The organism is Roseibium sp. MMSF_3412 (assembly GCF_030733265.1).
GTDB lineage: Bacteria > Pseudomonadota > Alphaproteobacteria > Rhizobiales > Stappiaceae > Roseibium.
Genome location: NZ_JASHJI010000002.1, coordinates 198,844 through 214,751, shown reverse-complemented (window position 1 = coordinate 214,751; position 15,908 = coordinate 198,844). Strand labels below are relative to the sequence as shown.

The window sequence follows — 15,908 nt, the reverse complement described above, 5'->3', positions numbered from 1 at the left end:
CGCGGAATGATGCGGTGGATCCGCCTGCGGGTTTCCACTTACGCGGATCTGACTGATTTGAGGAAATTGTCGACCTCCGCCTTGAGGTCGCCGGACTGTTCCGACAGCCGGGCGGCGGAAGCCGAAATCTGACCGGAAGAGGTTCCGGTCGAATCGGCGGTCTTGCTCACGGCTGCCACATTGCGCGACAGGTCCTGCGTGCCCTTTGCCGCTTCTTCGACGTTTCTTGCAATCTCCTGCGTTGCCGTATCCTGTTCCTCGACGGCTGAGGCGATGGCTGCCGAGATCACATGGGTTTCCTCGATGATCTTGCTGATGGATGAAATCGACGCGGCCGCGTCGGTGGTTGCGCCCTGAATGCTGGCAACCTGTGTCCCGATTTCGGCGGTTGCCTTTGCCGTTTGTTCAGCCAGTTGTTTGACTTCTGATGCAACCACGGCAAATCCCTTGCCTGCGCCGCCGGCGCGTGCCGCTTCGATCGTGGCATTGAGAGCAAGAAGATTTGTTCTTTCCGCGATATCACTTATCAGGCTGACGATCTCACCAATGACCTGCGACGAGGATGTCAGCAGTTCCACCTTGCCGTTGGTCGCGCGCATGCCTTCGACTGCCTTGGAAGACAAGTCCGTGGAATTGGCGATCTGGCGGGAAATTTCAGTAACTGAGACCGCCATCTCTTCCGTTGCCGCGGCAACGGTTTGCACATTTGATGCCGTCTCTTCGGATACGGCGGAGACAGCGGCTATGTTTCCCGATGTTTCCTGTGCACCTGTCTGCAAATGCCGGGAGGCATCCGACAGCTCTCCCGCTGCAGTCGCAACGCTCAAGGCAATTCCGCCGACCGTCTCCTCGAATTGTGCGGCCAGGCGTTCAAGCGTTTCGTGCCTGTCCCGGATACCGGCCTTGAGATAGACGTCGATTGCGTAGTCCATGTCGAGCATCGACGCCCGGATGACCGCAGTTTGCAACTGGCGCAGATATTCGCGCTTCCTGCCCGCCATGATCCCGGACGGCATGGTCCGCGAAATCGCTTCCACAACACCTGCGACCAGGAAATTGTAGCCGCCAATATACCAGCGCGGCTCCAGGCCAAGCTGATTGTGGACTTCTCCAATGCGCGTCACGGAGGCAACATAATCCTTGTCGAACCTGCCTTGCGCGATGATTTGCCAGTGTTCCAACTGCTTCTGTTTGGCATGCCGCATATGTGCGTCGTCACGAAAGAAAGCCCTTGTCTCGGAGACGGCGCTTACGTGATCGTAAAAGCGATCAAGAACATGCGGGAGAATGGCCAGAATTTTGTCCGAGTTTTCCCTGAGCAGCTGAATTGTGCCGCCGTCAATCTTGTTGAAAGCCAAACGCTCTTGCAGTGTTTCGTCAAGCATGGGGATCCATCCAAAGAGAGAACAGTCAGTGAAGAAGAGCGTCTGTTGGTAAATAAATGTATAAATTCATCTAATGTTTCTATAATTTTCGTTTATGGTATCAGCACAAATTACCATTTTCCGCGTTGCGGCAGCTTGTCGTGCAAAGCGGTCCGCGCCTGTTCCCGCGAGCGACTCTTCTGATGGCAGGGGGGGAAGCCTTAAACAATGGATTTGAGCATTCGAAAATTAATACCTGTCCAGATGGCGCAATCCGTTAAGCGACGGGTCTGTCTTGTTCGGATTTCCGAGCGCGTTTCCCGGAGGCGATGGTCTTCGCAAGCAAAGACGACATTGTGTTGCCAGGTCGAAACGATGGGTCGGTTGAAATAAATTTGCGAGGAGCTCTTCGACCTGCACGAACAAGTTGCGCAAACGTCATACCGAGACATGCGCATTGCATGTTATCTGACACGGCAGGGTTGCTTGCGCGGACTGTCTTGTCGGCCTTTTCCGAAGATGTCGATCGTCGCGTTTTTTTAGTAATTTCCAAAGATGCAAATTTATAGTTGTGCCCACTTCAAAGAATGAGCAGAGCCAAGAAAAAATTCTTGATCAAACATGAACATGGAACTCGAAAATTTGACGTTCTGAAACCAACTAACAATTTCATTTTTCGGTAGATTTCTCACAACCAACTGAGAAAAAGAAATGATTCTCTGAGCCAGGGAGCCTGATTGGTATGGCGATTTATCTTGGCGACTGGGAGCCTTTGCACTGAAAATCAGTTTACTCAATCGAATAAAAAATAAAAAAAAAGATCTTGTTAGTAACTAATTAATCCTTTTTCTTTTATTTCTTATCCTTGACGCTAATCTATATTCAAATTTTTTGAAACTTGTCTTATGTTTGCGTACGGATTAGCTCGCAGGCGTTGAATGGGGTCTTCATCTGCACTTGGCAATACAATGCTGGTGAGACTGAGATGGCTCCATTCAAGAAATTTGTGCCCGTGCTGGCACGATTCCGTCATGACGAAACCGGTAACGTCGCGCTTCTGACCGCGTTTTGCGCCTTACCGTTGATCGTCGCGGCCTGCGGCAGCGTCGATGTGCTGAGAATGACGGCGACGCAGGAGCGTTTGCAGATCATGCTCGATTCCGCAACACTTGCATCCGCCTCACTCACGCAAAGCGGCTCAATAACCGATGTGGTCGATGAATACATGGCCGCCAATCAGCCGGACGGTGCTGTTTGGGATACGCTGTCCTATACGACAACTGTTGTCGATGACAGCCTGAGTTCAAAGGAAGTCACGATCACCGCTTCGGTAAAGCTCAAGACGCCGTTTCTGTCCCTGATTGGACAGAGTGAGCAAACCGTGCGGGCCGAATCCACTGCTGTTCAGGCCCAGACAGATATCGAAATTTCCATGGTGCTGGATATTTCGTCGTCGATGAAGGGCGCCAAACTCACGGACCTGAAAAGCTCGTCGAAGGAGTTTATCGACCTGATGCTCGACGGGGATCTCGCCGACCAAACGTCGATCAACCTTGTCTTGTTCGGCGGGACCGTAAATATCGGCAGCACGCTTTTCGACAAATACGCCGTCCCCTCCAGTCCCAGCAATACCGACCCAGCCGATTCTTACTATCAGGCCAATACGAACGTTCCCTATCTTGTCTCGAGGTTTTCCGCCGGCAACACGTGCATCGAATACCAGGACAAGGATTTCAGCCTCACCGCGATCGGGGGCAAGTCACACCCGCAAGTGCCTGATTTTACCCGTTACGGTGCAAAGAACGACTGGTGTCCGCGAACCGACACGGAATCCATGTTCAATTCGAACAGCGCCGCCGACCTGAAAAGCCGGATAGACGGGATGTCACTGTCGGACGGAACCGGCATGGATATCGGAACCATGTGGGGCGCAAAGGCACTTTCGCCAAATCTGAGGGGGGAGTTGGGTGGGGATTTTGCCGACCGGCCAGCGGATTTCGATGATAGCAACACCATGAAAATCGCGGTGATCATGTCCGACGGGGACATTACCGAACAGGTCCGGCCGAAATCGCCGACCAGCGGCGTAAAACCGCACCTTGACAAAGGTAGTCTTCGGCAAACGATCGTTGACAAGGGCAGCACGAGCGTGGACCCGGCAACAGCTTATAATGCGATGGCCTATTACAAGCGCATGTGCGATCTGATGCGCTCGAACGGCGTCTATGTCTATACAATCGGTTACAAGATCACGAGCGGCTCTGCGGCCGACACCCTGTTGAAGTACTGCGCCAAGTCCCCGAGCGACTATTACCATGTTGAAGGGTTCGATTTGTCCAGCGCGTTCAACGGTATCGCGGCATCAATCAACAGCCTGAGGATTTCAGGGTGATGCGCGACGGAAAACGGTCATGGATCGGCAGGCGCTTGCTTAAAGCACTCTCGCGCGACAAGCGAGGCGTTACTGCCGTGGAGTTTACGCTGCTCGCACCCGTGTTCTTTGCGATGATCCTGTCGCTTTTTGAAATCGGCATTTTGTTCACACGTATCGCCATGGTGGATCACGCCGTCAATGTGGTCTCGAAAATGGTCTATACCGGCCAGGTAACGGAAGGCGTCGCAGCCGGGACGATCAGCCAGTCGGATATCGAAGCGGCTGTGTGTGATATCACCGGTGTCGTGATACCGGACTGTGAAAGTGAAATCACCGTTGAGTTGACCGAAATCACGTCCCTGTCCGCATTGCCGACGAGCGACGCAGCTTGCGAGGACGCCACGCTCGATCTGGACCCTGCGGTCACCTTCAATCCGGGTGTGGCGAACAGCGTTGTCTTCATGCGCGTTTGCCTGACCGTGGATCTGATTACGCCAGGTCTCGGCTTCGGACTGAGTCTCACAAAAACGAGCACCAACCGGTATGAGCTGATCTCTTCAGCGGCCTTCCTGAACGAGCCCTTCTGAGATGAACAAACGCACGACATTCCTGCCCAAAAGCCTCCTGCGCGACTGCTCGGGCGTTGCTGCTGTCGAGTTTGCGCTGGTGTTGCCCTTCCTGGTCCTTGTCCTCATCAACGTCGTGTCATTTTTTGACGGGTTCAGAGGCGACAAAATTATTTCGAAAACAACCGGTGTTGTCGTTGACCTGGTCACGCGCGACAAGGGAGCAATCGATGACGACAAGTTTACGGAACTCGTCAACATAGCGACGGCGCTGACCGGAAAATACGCGGTCAGCGCGGAATTCACCGTTGTCGTGGCGAGCATTCGAAACGTCTTCGATGTTGACGAAGATGATGAGTTGGAACTGGTGTGGAGCCGCAGCAACGTTGATGATGCGGTGCTCGAACAGGGGGATCTGGACGAGCTTGACCTTCCCTTTGTCGCTGAAGGCGATTCCGTGATTTATGTGCTCGTCCAGGCTCAATACAAGCCGATGCTCGTCAACGAGCTGCTTGGCACGTTCACCCTTAGCGACAACCAGGTGCGCCGCCCGCGATTTGTCTCCGAAATCACTTGCGAGAGCGATTCCGGCAAGTGTTGATGTCCCGTCTTTCAGAGTCGCGGATCGGATCGGAACCCAATTTTTGGAATGCGGTTCGCGCTCCAGTCGTCTGTCCGGATGAATGCGCATTCTGTAGAACTCATTGAAACTCAGCACCGCGCAAGCTGCGTCAACAAAGTGTGTCTCTCAAGTGGCAGATATTCGAACACTATTGGGGTTCAACGCTCCGCTTCGGCCAGCGTGTTGCGTAAACTGCATAATCGTTAAATTTTGTTCATAAATTCAACAAGTTTCATCAAGGTTTTCTAAACCGGTTTCTTCGGTTCAAGCATAACGTTGCTTCTCGGGTCTATGCACATAATACGTGTAGCCAAGTCTGTGTGACCTGATCTGGCGACCGTTCGCGACGGTCAACCGGCAACTGCCCGACAGGCGGCTGGGTGCCGCTTTACGAATAGGCTCGCCTGACTGCGACACGGGCGGGGAAAGCCAGGGAGTTGCCTGGTCCGGGAATGGATATGTTGTTGCGTAGGAACTGGATAATATGATTAGCCGGCTACTTAATTGTTTTTCGAAAACAAAAACTGTTTTGACTGTTTTTTCGGGTGCAGAAACCGTTTCGCTCGACAGACGTCGCGACTTTCTTTTTGACTTCGGTGCCTCGGCGCAGCAGGCGCGCAGACTTGCGACGGGCCTTGCCTCGCTTCCGGCAACGGATGCGGATGCGCCGGACGACGCGGTTCTTGACGTCTGGCGCAAGGAACTGGGAACGACGCCGGCGCATGGTGGCAACAGGGGAGAATTGTCATTCCTGTTGCTGAAGAACACTCTCTATTGGGGATCGGTTGCGTTGTCGCTCTACCTGATTTTCACGGTCTTCAGCTTTTTTTGATACTAGACAGATGTCCGTCCAGGCGATGCGCCGTGTGATGTGGCGGCTCTCGTGTCGGGAATGAAAATCACACGGCTCCTCTCTCCCTTTCATCGTTAAGGCCAGTCATCGGCGCGAACGAAAGCGGCCGCCACAGATGCCGGGTTCCTGGCACAGGTTTTACCCGGACGGCAAGGCACCGACACCCGGAGGAGCCGGACAGAAAATTGGGCTGCTCCCGATCCGGAGAGCGGCGTTCAAGGGCCGCTCTGACGCAAGTCTTGAGAGGCCGTTTACTGCGCACGGCGCATCGCATAGGCGACAAGATGGACCGCCACAAACACTTCAAGCCATGCAAGTGGCAAGGCAACCAGCAGGACGTCATGAGATGCCAGGTTCATGTTGTAAAGGCCGAGCCAGAGGATGACGAAAATGCTGGCCCAGATGCCGGTTGCCACCTTGAAGACGGTTTTCGGGGAACCGCCGAACCGTTCGAGGGCGAGGAGTGCGATCAAGGTGACTGAAATCACAAGGATCGTATCCCAGACCCCCCAGATCAGAAAGATCGGGACGCTCATCGGGGCGACGTCGGGCAGGGCAGGGAGCGCATCCTGCATCATGGGTCTGACGAACACGAAATATCTGAACACCTCGGACAAGTTGATCCAGATAAAGTTCAGCATTAGTGCGAACCATAGTGTTCTGCTATCCGTTTGCGCAGCCTGCAGCCTTTCCGTCGGACTCACCTGAGCTCTCCCTCGATCATGCCAAGAAATGTTGCAACGACGCGGCGCAAGTCCCTTGCGCTGGACGTGACGCGCGACAACGCCCACAGGCCTGTCGCGAATACGAGGACGGTTTCCGCCAGTTGCCGGCACCGCTTGGGCGGAACACCCTTCACCGTGTTGCTGATGGCCGAAGCAAAGCCGCGCCGGAGCCGCTCGTTGTGTTGGTCGATCTTTCGTTGGACATCTTCGTCATGCGGGGCAACCTCCGTTGCAGAGTTGGCGACGAGGCACCCGGGTCCGGGCAGTCCATTTTGTTCCGCAAGCGCAATCTGCTGCTCGAAATAGGCAGCAATGTCATCAATCGTTGCGGCTCTTTGTTCAACTCGTCCGAACGCCGGGCTGACGATCAGTTCCTGATAGAGGTCGAACGACGACAGGAACATGCCTTTCTTTCCGCCAAACTCCTTGTAGATGCCGTGGCGGCTGACCCCCGTCACACGAACCAGATCCTCCATCGACGTCGCATGATAGCCACCCTGCCAGAAGGCGGTCAGTGTGCGCGTCGCCAGGGTCTCGCTGTCATAGGATCGGGGTCGTGCCATTCCTGATTATTACAGAATGATCGTTCTGAAATCAAGTAATAGCTCTCGATCTATCGTGTGTCAGGTCTTGCCTTCGCGCCACTTGCGATAGGCCTGTGTCCTTTTCCTGGTTTTCAACTGGTTGCCGATGAGCGCGAGAATCGGCATGCCGCCCTTGTTCGGGGATTTTCCAATCGAGAGGCGTTCCAGTTGCACATAGGCAAGCACCATTGAGGCGAACCCGGCCATTCTCTTGTTCTTCCATCGGACTTCGGGGATATCGACGCGCAACTTTTTGCCCTGCTGCCAGTTTGAGATGACGTCCGGCTCGAATGCCATGGCACGGGCAAGGCCAAGAACGGAAACGCCGATACCACCGGTGTGGTTGCTGATGGCTTCTTCGGCAACGTCGCGCGAGCGAATGCCGCCGGTTACCATGATCGGCATCTTTGCGGTCTGCGCGGCCTCCCGAGCGAATTCAACGAAATAGGCTTCGCGCCGCGCGGTGCTGCTGCCGTCCGTGTCGCGTCCCTGCATTGCAGGGCTCTCGTAGGAGCCACCCGACAATTCAACGAGGTCGACGGACATTTCGTCAAGCCGGTCAACAACCCATTTGGCATCTGCCGTGTCGAACCCGCCCTTTTGAAAATCAGCGGAGTTCAATTTGACGGAAACGCAAAACGTGCTCGACACGCGCGCTCTGACCGCGCGGAGGACCTCAAACAGGAAGCGGGCGCGGTTTTCCAGGCTGCCGCCCCATCGATCGGTCCGCAGATTGGTAAGCGGAGAGAGAAACTGGTTGATCAGGTAACCGTGCGCCGCATGGATCTGGACGCCGGTAAATCCCGCCTCTTCAGCGCGTTCGGCGGTGGTTGCAAATTTTTCGACAAGTGCCAGGATCTCCTCGTCCGTCAAAGCTCTCGGTTTTCGGAAATTCTGCGACATTCCTGGAATGTCAACCGCGACATCCGATGCGGAAACCGCTTCTTCGCCAAGCGCTGCCAACACCTGACGGCCCGGATGATTGATCTGCATCCAGAACTGCGCGCCTTTTGAGCGGCCAGCTTCTGCCCACGCTCTGAACGGCGCGACATCCGTTTCTGCCTGCAACACGACACTTGCAGGTCCGGACAGGGCGTCGGGCGCGATCATCACGTTTCCGGTGATAAGCAAACCGGCGCCGCCGTTCGCCCAGCGGCGGTAGAGCGTGAGCAGGCGGGTCCCCGGCACCTGGCCATAGTCGGCGAGGCTTTCTTCCATGGCCGCCTTTGCGAACCGGTTGTTGAGGACCGTGCCATTTGGCAGGTGCAGCGGAGTAAACAGGGGAGAAGGTGTCATTTTCGGGATCCTTGCGTTCTGGATCCCGGGCATATAAACCTTCAACAATGGTTGAAGGTCAAGAGCTATGAAAATCGGCGAACTCGCAAAAGCGGCCGGAGTTGCGACATCGCGCATCCGGTTTTACGAAAAACATGGGCTGATGCCGCAAACCGTCAGGCAAGAAAACGGTTACCGGGACTATCCGGAAGCCATGATTTCCCGGCTGCACACGATCACGATGAGCAAGGCTCTCGGGTTTTCGCTCGCAGAGATCAAGCGCTTCCTGCCCGACGATCCAAGTGACGTCATGGAGCGGGCTGAGGTTATTTCCAACCTGGAGGCAAAGCTCCAGGACATCGAACAGCGGATTAAAGATCTCAAGAGCATGCGGAAAAACGTGAAAGACATGGTGGTCTACCTGAAGGACCCGAATTCCAAGGCGTGCTGACCTGTGACGGGCGGCAGGGCGTACGCGTGGTTGATCGCCGGATGTACGAGTGCAACTGCAAACATATAAACGGTGCCACTTATTTGCCGGCAAACCAGTTCTGAGCCTCCGATCGGTGCAGACTTGTCGCCTTACCAGGAAACCTTTCGGTTTTTCACGTGAACTGAACTCCGCGCCCGTTTTCGGGCGCGATTCAGGACCACATGCGCCCGGCGAATTCCATCTCTTCCTTGCCGACCGCGTTGGTGTAGATCGCCGTGGTCTCGATTGAGGCATGGCCCATCCATTTGCGCAGCATTGTGAGGGGGACACCACACCTGAGTGCGTAGACGCCATAGCCGTGCCGGAGGCCCTTGGGCGATGCCTGGGCGCCGGAGATACCGGCAGCCGTCATCACTTTCTTGACCCATCGGTAGCCGGTGATCCGGCAGACAGGGCGGTTCAAGTTTTCCGGCCAGAGGAAATTCCCGTGCGCCTGGGCTTCCATGAGCGCCGCGAGCGTTCGGCTCAGCACCGGGGGGATCGGGATCTCCCTGACGTGGTGCTTGTCGCGCTTTTTCAGGGTCCGAATCGAAACCAGGTGGCTTGTCGTGTCCACCGCTTCCGATGTGAGTGCAAGCGCCTCCGACAACCGGCACCCGGTATGCAGGAGGGTCAGGCAAAGTGCCTTTTGCGGCAGGTCCTGATCGTTGGCAACGGCGATGAAACGCCTGCGTTCTTCCGCGTTGACGTAGAGCCTGCGGTTGGTTTGGTCATACAGCCGCATCTGTGCGGACTGCTGACCGCAGATAGAGATATTCATAAGACTAACACACCCATTCTCAGTAGTGTTTCTTTTCTGCAACACTATTATTCATATTGTTACAGTCAGAAATACTCAGCGAATTTCAGCGGTTAGAAGCGGCTGACCAAATGAGTACTCAATTTTACCGGGCTTGACAACCGCAGGTTCCTTCGAATTTCCTGTGTTTGTACAGAATGAATAATTTTGTTGCATCCCGGAGTTCGGAAAACCAGGCAAGACCAGCATTTCATCGGTTCCAGGAAGTGGGCAGCTGACCCCTTTGAGGAGAATCTTTAAATGTCTGGAATGAAACTCAAAACACTCTTGCTTGGTGCGGCAGCAGCAGCCACTGCCACCACCGCACAGGCAGCCGACCTTCCGGTCGCTCCGGAGCCGGTAGATTACGTGCGCATTTGCGACACTTATGGCTCCCGCTTCTACTACATCCCGGGCACCGAAACCTGCCTGCGTGTTGGTGGTCGCTTGCGGACGCAGGTAATTGTCAACAATGTTTTGGATGATGGTGCCTGGGCCGACCGTGACGAAGACGGCTATTCCTGGCTGTCGCGCGGTTACGTTTATCTCGACTCGAGAACCGCTACAGAATTTGGAACCCTGCGTACCTACACGTCAATCTATGGCACGGTTACCAACGGTGGGAACAGTGTCACGCTCGACAACGCCTATATCCAATGGGGTGGTCTGACCGCCGGTTATCTTGGTTCCAACTTCAACATCTACACCGGTCAGGTGTTCATGGGTGTTGTTACCCGTGACTGGGCAGATTCTACTCTTAACCAGCTTGCCTATACGGCAGCCTTCGGTGACGGTTTCTCGGCGACAATCGCGCTTGAGGATCGTTCCGGCCGCGAAGTTGGCGACTATGGTGGTACGCGGGCGCCAGATCTCGTTGGTGCTTTGGGTATTTCGCAAGGTTGGGGTTCTGCCCAGCTTTCGGGTGCCCTGCACCAGGTCTACCCGGACGCTGCCTTCAACAGCACCAACGCTTCTGGCAATGAAGACAACCTCGGCTGGGCAGTCGGTGCCGGTGTAAATGTCAACCTGCCTTTTGCTAACTCTGGGTCCAACATTTACTTCCAGGGCTTTTATGCAGATGGGGCTCTGTCTTATGTTGGTAACGGAATTACTTCTATCACGGGTACGATAAATGAAGCCCTTACCGAAGTGACTCTTGACTACGATGGAGATGACCCTGACGTCTCTGTATCAGACTACGGTTCAAATGGTAGCAAGAACTCTGGTTTCTCTTTGTCAGCTGGCGTTTACATCCAAGCGACTCCGACGATCGGTCTTGCGGTAGATGGTTCGTATGCTCATCTAGAATTGAGCGGTATCTACTCAGAAACAACAATTGGGTCAGTTGACGCAGATATTGATCGCTGGGCGATCGATGGATCGGTGCAATGGCAGCCTGTGTCCGGTTTTGTCTTGGGTGCGGACGTTGGTTACTCGAGCGCTAGCGTTGATCCGTCAGTGGCTGATATTGATGTTGACGACCTTAACGAACTCAAGTTTGGCGTTCGTATGCAGCGGACCTTCTAAGGTCAGCACAACAACAAGTTCTGGCTGAGACCTCCAAAATTTTCAGTCAGTCAAGCGGCCCGGCTATCTCCAAGTTGCCGGGCCGTCCCCCGTTTGGGAACGTGTTGCGCAAACTGGTGTAACAGTGCGCGCTTGAACTGTGCTTTCTATGCCGCTGCGGATGGGAGCGGCTAAAATCTCAATCGCCTTGAACAAACAGGACTGGTCAGGCGGATCTGCTTGAACCAGCCAGCCTGTCGGTCGATGCACGGTCACCGGAGCGCGGTGCCCGAGTGCACAGAAGACAGTGGGAGCTCCGATTGACCCTTGTGCCCTCGCTACGGAAGTTGCAGTCCGGTCTGATCGGCATTGCCACTCGGGTACGGACCCATAAATGAGACTGAAATGGCATGCGAAATCGCGAAATCCGGCAGGTAGAGTGTGCGGAGAGCGCTTCCTGCCTGGTCAAGCACGCTGACGCGACGAGATGAAGCGATTCTCATTTCCTTCGGATTTGACCGGCTTGCACCTTCTCCGAGTTGCGAACGGCTGGAAAACGAACCCCATTTCCCGCGCTTTCGCTCTTTGACGAGAAGCAAGCCGCCTAAAAACCAATTCGGCCTCATTTCTGGACCCGTACATTAGCGTTGTAAGCGTATCTTTGCGGGCCAGATCCTGGCGTCCGAGCGACCGGTGCGGGGTTCGATTGCTGCATGAATGCAAACAGGTCGCCGGTCGGCTGCGCCATTGTAGGGTGCCCGACGCCACGGCTACCAAACCGGCGATTGTTCAAAAAACCTTGTCATGCCTGTCTCGGCATCTGCATTCTCCGCAGTCTCATTTTGAGAAACTTGGCACCAAGTTGCGCTATTTGCACATATGGCTATCCGAATCTTCGTTTTTGCAACGCAGGGGAAGCAAAAACGAAACTGAAAGGTATTCGGTTTCTGCATAACACTACATTGCCTAAACTTTGTATCAATTGGGTGTTGCTCAGACACCATTGCCTTGAAGCGAACGCATCAGTGATTTGAGCGGGGGCATTTACTGCCCGGGATGCATGAAGAGCTGGTGGTGGACAACAAGCATGGAACCGTCGTCCCCTAATCGGAAACGGACATATCGCTCGGCTACCTAACACACTCTGCGCCGAGACAACTGCAGTCAGCATTGCTTCAACCCACAATGCTGACTGCATTTTTCTTCTTGAAATCAGCAACCCTCTCACATGACCATGACAGCGACGTCCAATCACATCCCGGTGCAAATGCATGTCTGCCGGTCTTGTCGGCATGTGTCCGCGCCCGGCGAAGGCGCAAACAAACCCTCAAGGCCTGTGGATCAACACGTTGACCGGTTGTTTGACCTTGTCCGGTGAAACCGGACGCCGGTGGGTTCGCGTGCACTTGTTCGCTCTTTTGTGTCTTGGCCCGAGCCTGGCACCCGCCGGGAACTGGAAAGAGGCCGATGTGCCTGCCAACGCGAAATCGGTGCAAAGTCTGGCAATCGGCGACGATGGCAGGCTCTATTCCGTAAGCTCGAACCGGCACGGATACTTCTTTCGATCCATCCTGCCCATTTACAGGTTTGAGGTTTCGATGGAAAAAGGCCATGCCGGTCAATTGGTTGCGCGCCGCAACATCGTCTTCCTCGCCGAAAGCTGCGATGCCTATACACCCGAAAGGACCGGATACTGGACACGTCGCGGTTCGCGAGAAACCTACAGGCTGACGATTGCCGGCAAGCAGGCGATCACCTTCCAGCTGCTTTCCGAAGACCTCGACCCGCGCCATACCTGCTCGGCGATGGGCCCACGAATGAGACTGAGATGACATGCGAAATGGCAATATCCCGTCAGGAAGCGTGTGCAGAACGGGCTCACCGCCCGGTCAAGCACGCTGACGCCACGGGGTGAAGCCGTTTTCCTATCCTTCGGATGTGACCGGCTTGCTCCTTCTCGCCTTGCGAAGGGTTTGAAAATGAAGCCCATTTCCTGCGCTTCCGCGCCTTGACGAGCAGCAAGCCGCCTCAAACCAGCACATCGGTTTCGGGCAACTCACGGCCTTCTTGAAGGGCAAGCAGGTTGCCGATCATTCTCTTGACAGTGGGCTCGAACGTGTCTGCCGAAACTGCCGCGATATGCGGCGTGTTTACCGCCGTATCCAGTCCGATCAGGGGATTGTCCGGCGCAACCGGTTCTTCCATGTAGACATCGCTGGCAGCACCGCGCAGGTGTCCGGATGTCAGGGCGTCGGCAAGGTCCGCCTCCACGACGATCCCGCCACGGGCGACGTTCACGAGCAACGCACCGCGTTTCATCAGGGCGAGCGTGCGCGCATTGATCATCGCGCGTGTGTCCTCGTTGAGCGCGCAGTTGAGGCTGACAACATCCGCCCGGGCCAGGAGTTCTTCCAGCGGTGCGAAACGGACAGCCAGCGCCGCTTCGGTTTCAGCGTCCTGGCGCGTTCGTCCCGTGTAGAGGATCTCGCAGCCGAAACCGCCGAGCAACCGCGCCAGTGCCTTGCCGACATAACCCAGTCCGACTATGCCGACCGTCTTGCCGGACAGACGCATCGATGTCGTGCCGAGTTCGGATTTCGGCCAGCCCCCTTCAAGCACGGCTGCATGCCCGCGTATCAGGTTTCTGTTGAGGGCCAGGATCAGGCCAAGCGCCGTTTCGGCGACGGAAATCGCGTTGGAACCCGTGGTGCGGAAAACCCGCACACCATGGGCCCTTGCGGCCGCGCAGTCGATGTTGTCATAGCCGACGCCCCATTTGTGGATGGCGCGCAAACCGGGCACGGCCATCATTTCCGCCGTCACGGGTACGTCGGCGGAAATGGCGAAGTCAGTGCCGATGAGGGCGGTCAGTTGGTCTTCCGGCGTGCGCGAGGCGGCATTTTCCAGGCTCCAACCGTCCGGTAAATAGCCGGCAAAGCGTTCCAGCCGGTCCCCGGAGACAGGATCGAGAATGACAAGCCGGGTCATTGCTTTGCCTCGTTCGCGGTTTTGGTCTCGCTGTCGTCTTCGTCGGGGGCCTTGTCCGGCCAGAAGCGGACGCCCGGACGGGCAAGGCCGCCACCGATGCCCATTGCCGTTCCGTCTGCGCGCCAGCAGGCGGCGCCGGTCAGTCTGTCCTGCTCAAAGCCGATGGCATTCATACCGCCGCCGATATGCGGAACCACTTTCACGTCATGGCCATTCTGCGCGAGTGCGTCGGCAGCCGGAGCAAAGGGTTTTTCGATCTCGACTTCCTGCCCTTGGGTCCAGATGCGCGGAGCCTCCACGGCTTCCTGCAGGCTCATGCCATGATCGATCAGGTTGACGATGGCCTGCATCGCGGAGGGGAAGATCCTGAGGCCGCCGGGAAGGCCAAGCGCAAAGCAGGGTGTGCCATCCTTGCTGACGATCATCGGTGCCATGGACGTCGGTACCCGTTTGCCGGGTTCGATAGAGAGCGCCCGGCCGGGATGCGGATCGTAGTTCATCATGTAATTGTTGGGGATGATGCCGGTTCCCGGCACCATGAAACGTGCCCCGAACAAACCGTTGATCGTGTGCGTGGCAGTGACGATATTGCCCTCCCTGTCGGCAATGGTGACATGGGTCGTGTCGGCGCTTTCGGTTTGATGTGCGGTGTGCGTGTTCGAACCCAGGCGTTTAAGGCAGTCGGCGGCGTAGTCCTTGGACGTCAGGCGTTCTACCGGAACATCGACAAAGTCCGGATCGCCGGAGGCGGCCCGCCTGTCATCGAAGGCGAGCGCGATCGTGCGTGCCAGTAGATCCAGCCCCTCGACGCTGCCGAACCCGAGTGCCGAAACCTCGTAAGATTCCAGAATGTTCAGCATCTGGACGATGTGGACCCCCGACGAGGCCGGCGGCGGCGGGCCAATGATCTCATAGCCGCGATAGGTCCCGGCGATGACGTCACGCTCGACAGGTCTGTAGTTTCTCAGGTCGTCCAGCGTCACCCATCCGCAGTCCGGTCCGCCGGTTGCCAGGCGGTCGGCAAGTGCGGCGCCAAGCGCACCACCGTGAAGCGCGGCGACTCCTTCCTTCGCGATGAGGCGAAGGCTCTCGGCATAGTCATGCATGAAGATCCGCTCGCCGAAACGGGGCGGCCGTCCTTCGGGCATCAGGACCCTGGCGCATTCGGGATCGTCGCCGAGATCTTGCCTGAACTCATTCACCGCACCGCTGAGATAGTGTGTCGCCAGAAAACCGCGGCTTGCCGCGCGGATGGCGGGGTCCACGAGGTCGGCAAACGGCAGCTTGCCGTATTTTTCATGAAGGCGGCACCACCCTGCCAGATTGCCGGGAACGGCAACCGCCGAAGGACCGACGGTGTTACGCCTGTCCTTCACCTCCATGTGGTTCGGGGGTATGTCCGACACTGGTTCGTAAATCCCGGCATGCATGGATTTCGCGGCGCAGGAGAGCGCGTCCATGACAACATGTGTCCCGTCACGAAGACGAACATGAGAAAGTCCACCGCCGGCGATGCCGACCATCATCGGTTCAACCACCGTCAGCGTCAGCAATGCGGAAACGGCGGCATCGATCGCATTGCCCCCAGCGCTGAGCATTTCTGTTCCGGCCGCGCTGCCAAGCGGATGGTTGGTGACGACCATGCCGATGGAACCGGAGGCCGGTTGTTTTTCACAAGTGAAAGGGAGGGGACGTGACATAGAAATTCCATCTACGGGATCTGTGCAGGCAGATTAGAGCATTTTCCGATCAATTTGGATCATTTGATGAGGATGTCCGG

14 protein-coding genes are annotated in these 15,908 nt (G+C 56.1%); 7 read left to right on the top strand and 7 right to left on the bottom strand.

Annotated features, from left to right (window positions below):
• Positions 1-38 precede the first annotated feature (38 nt).
• On the bottom strand, positions 39-1,385 hold the full coding sequence (locus RBB49_RS04755) for a globin-coupled sensor protein (protein ID WP_306141541.1): 1,347 nt from the start codon (positions 1,383-1,385) through the stop codon (positions 39-41).
• Between the two features lie 964 nt (positions 1,386-2,349).
• Here RBB49_RS04755 and RBB49_RS04750 point away from each other — a divergent pair.
• The 4 genes from RBB49_RS04750 (at position 2,350) to RBB49_RS04735 (ending at position 5,758) form a co-directional block, all read left to right on the top strand.
• Positions 2,350-3,756: a pilus assembly protein gene (locus RBB49_RS04750; RefSeq protein WP_306141540.1), complete on the top strand. Its 1,407-nt coding sequence runs from the start codon at positions 2,350-2,352 to the stop codon at positions 3,754-3,756.
• A 35-nt stretch (positions 3,757-3,791) separates the two neighbouring features.
• Positions 3,792-4,325, top strand: a complete 534-nt coding sequence (locus RBB49_RS04745; RefSeq protein WP_306141539.1) for a TadE/TadG family type IV pilus assembly protein — start codon at positions 3,792-3,794, stop codon at positions 4,323-4,325.
• A 1-nt stretch (position 4,326) separates the two neighbouring features.
• Positions 4,327-4,905: a hypothetical protein gene (locus tag RBB49_RS04740; protein WP_306141538.1), complete on the top strand. Its 579-nt coding sequence runs from the start codon at positions 4,327-4,329 to the stop codon at positions 4,903-4,905.
• A gap of 550 nt (positions 4,906-5,455) precedes the next feature.
• The gene (locus tag RBB49_RS04735; RefSeq protein WP_306141537.1) at positions 5,456-5,758 is read left to right on the top strand and encodes a hypothetical protein; all 303 of its coding nucleotides are present in this window, start codon (positions 5,456-5,458) and stop codon (positions 5,756-5,758) included.
• Between the two features lie 272 nt (positions 5,759-6,030).
• Here RBB49_RS04735 and RBB49_RS04730 read toward each other — a convergent pair whose 3' ends face one another.
• Genes RBB49_RS04730 through RBB49_RS04720 form a run of 3 tightly spaced genes read right to left on the bottom strand, consistent with a single transcriptional unit; the run spans position 6,031 to position 8,384 of the window.
• Positions 6,031-6,420: a hypothetical protein gene (locus RBB49_RS04730; protein ID WP_306141536.1), complete on the bottom strand. Its 390-nt coding sequence runs from the start codon at positions 6,418-6,420 to the stop codon at positions 6,031-6,033.
• A 59-nt stretch (positions 6,421-6,479) separates the two neighbouring features.
• Complete coding sequence (locus RBB49_RS04725; protein ID WP_306141535.1) at positions 6,480-7,067, bottom strand: TetR/AcrR family transcriptional regulator; 588 nt, start codon at positions 7,065-7,067, stop codon at positions 6,480-6,482.
• Between the two features lie 60 nt (positions 7,068-7,127).
• Positions 7,128-8,384: an NADH:flavin oxidoreductase/NADH oxidase family protein gene (locus RBB49_RS04720; protein ID WP_306141534.1), complete on the bottom strand. Its 1,257-nt coding sequence runs from the start codon at positions 8,382-8,384 to the stop codon at positions 7,128-7,130.
• A 67-nt stretch (positions 8,385-8,451) separates the two neighbouring features.
• Here RBB49_RS04720 and RBB49_RS04715 point away from each other — a divergent pair, with 67 nt between their 5' ends.
• Positions 8,452-8,814, top strand: a complete 363-nt coding sequence (locus tag RBB49_RS04715; protein ID WP_306141533.1) for a MerR family transcriptional regulator — start codon at positions 8,452-8,454, stop codon at positions 8,812-8,814.
• 193 nt (positions 8,815-9,007) lie between these two features.
• Here RBB49_RS04715 and RBB49_RS04710 read toward each other — a convergent pair whose 3' ends face one another.
• Entirely contained in the window at positions 9,008-9,616 is a 609-nt protein-coding gene (locus tag RBB49_RS04710; RefSeq protein WP_306141532.1) for a site-specific integrase, read from the bottom strand.
• Positions 9,617-9,895: 279 nt separating this feature from the next.
• Between RBB49_RS04710 and RBB49_RS04705 the strand changes: the two genes are divergently transcribed.
• Together RBB49_RS04705 and RBB49_RS04700 are read left to right on the top strand one after the other, a co-directional pair.
• Positions 9,896-11,161 (top strand): porin, encoded by a 1,266-nt coding sequence (locus tag RBB49_RS04705; protein ID WP_306141531.1) that lies wholly within the window; start codon positions 9,896-9,898, stop codon positions 11,159-11,161.
• Between the two features lie 1,250 nt (positions 11,162-12,411).
• Positions 12,412-12,972: a hypothetical protein gene (locus RBB49_RS04700; RefSeq protein WP_306141530.1), complete on the top strand. Its 561-nt coding sequence runs from the start codon at positions 12,412-12,414 to the stop codon at positions 12,970-12,972.
• Positions 12,973-13,168: 196 nt separating this feature from the next.
• Here the strand turns inward: RBB49_RS04700 and RBB49_RS04695 are convergent, their stop codons facing one another.
• Positions 13,169-14,128: a 2-hydroxyacid dehydrogenase gene (locus RBB49_RS04695; protein ID WP_306141529.1), complete on the bottom strand. Its 960-nt coding sequence runs from the start codon at positions 14,126-14,128 to the stop codon at positions 13,169-13,171.
• Complete coding sequence (gene ggt / locus RBB49_RS04690; protein WP_306141528.1) at positions 14,125-15,828, bottom strand: gamma-glutamyltransferase; 1,704 nt, start codon at positions 15,826-15,828, stop codon at positions 14,125-14,127. Before ggt ends, RBB49_RS04695 begins: the two co-directional genes overlap by 4 nt.
• Positions 15,829-15,908 lie beyond the last annotated feature (80 nt).

Coding starts and splice junctions, on each gene's coding strand:
- RBB49_RS04755 (WP_306141541.1), bottom strand. CDS start 1,385: ATGCTTGACGAAACACTGCAAGAGCGTTTGGCTTTCAACAAGATTGAC.
- RBB49_RS04750 (WP_306141540.1), top strand. CDS start 2,350: ATGGCTCCATTCAAGAAATTTGTGCCCGTGCTGGCACGATTCCGTCAT.
- RBB49_RS04740 (WP_306141538.1), top strand. CDS start 4,327: ATGAACAAACGCACGACATTCCTGCCCAAAAGCCTCCTGCGCGACTGC.
- RBB49_RS04730 (WP_306141536.1), bottom strand. CDS start 6,420: ATGCTGAACTTTATCTGGATCAACTTGTCCGAGGTGTTCAGATATTTC.
- RBB49_RS04725 (WP_306141535.1), bottom strand. CDS start 7,067: ATGGCACGACCCCGATCCTATGACAGCGAGACCCTGGCGACGCGCACA.
- RBB49_RS04720 (WP_306141534.1), bottom strand. CDS start 8,384: ATGACACCTTCTCCCCTGTTTACTCCGCTGCACCTGCCAAATGGCACG.
- RBB49_RS04715 (WP_306141533.1), top strand. CDS start 8,452: ATGAAAATCGGCGAACTCGCAAAAGCGGCCGGAGTTGCGACATCGCGC.
- RBB49_RS04710 (WP_306141532.1), bottom strand. CDS start 9,616: ATGAATATCTCTATCTGCGGTCAGCAGTCCGCACAGATGCGGCTGTAT.
- RBB49_RS04705 (WP_306141531.1), top strand. CDS start 9,896: ATGTCTGGAATGAAACTCAAAACACTCTTGCTTGGTGCGGCAGCAGCA.
- RBB49_RS04700 (WP_306141530.1), top strand. CDS start 12,412: ATGTCTGCCGGTCTTGTCGGCATGTGTCCGCGCCCGGCGAAGGCGCAA.
- RBB49_RS04695 (WP_306141529.1), bottom strand. CDS start 14,128: ATGACCCGGCTTGTCATTCTCGATCCTGTCTCCGGGGACCGGCTGGAA.
- ggt (WP_306141528.1), bottom strand. CDS start 15,828: ATGTCACGTCCCCTCCCTTTCACTTGTGAAAAACAACCGGCCTCCGGT.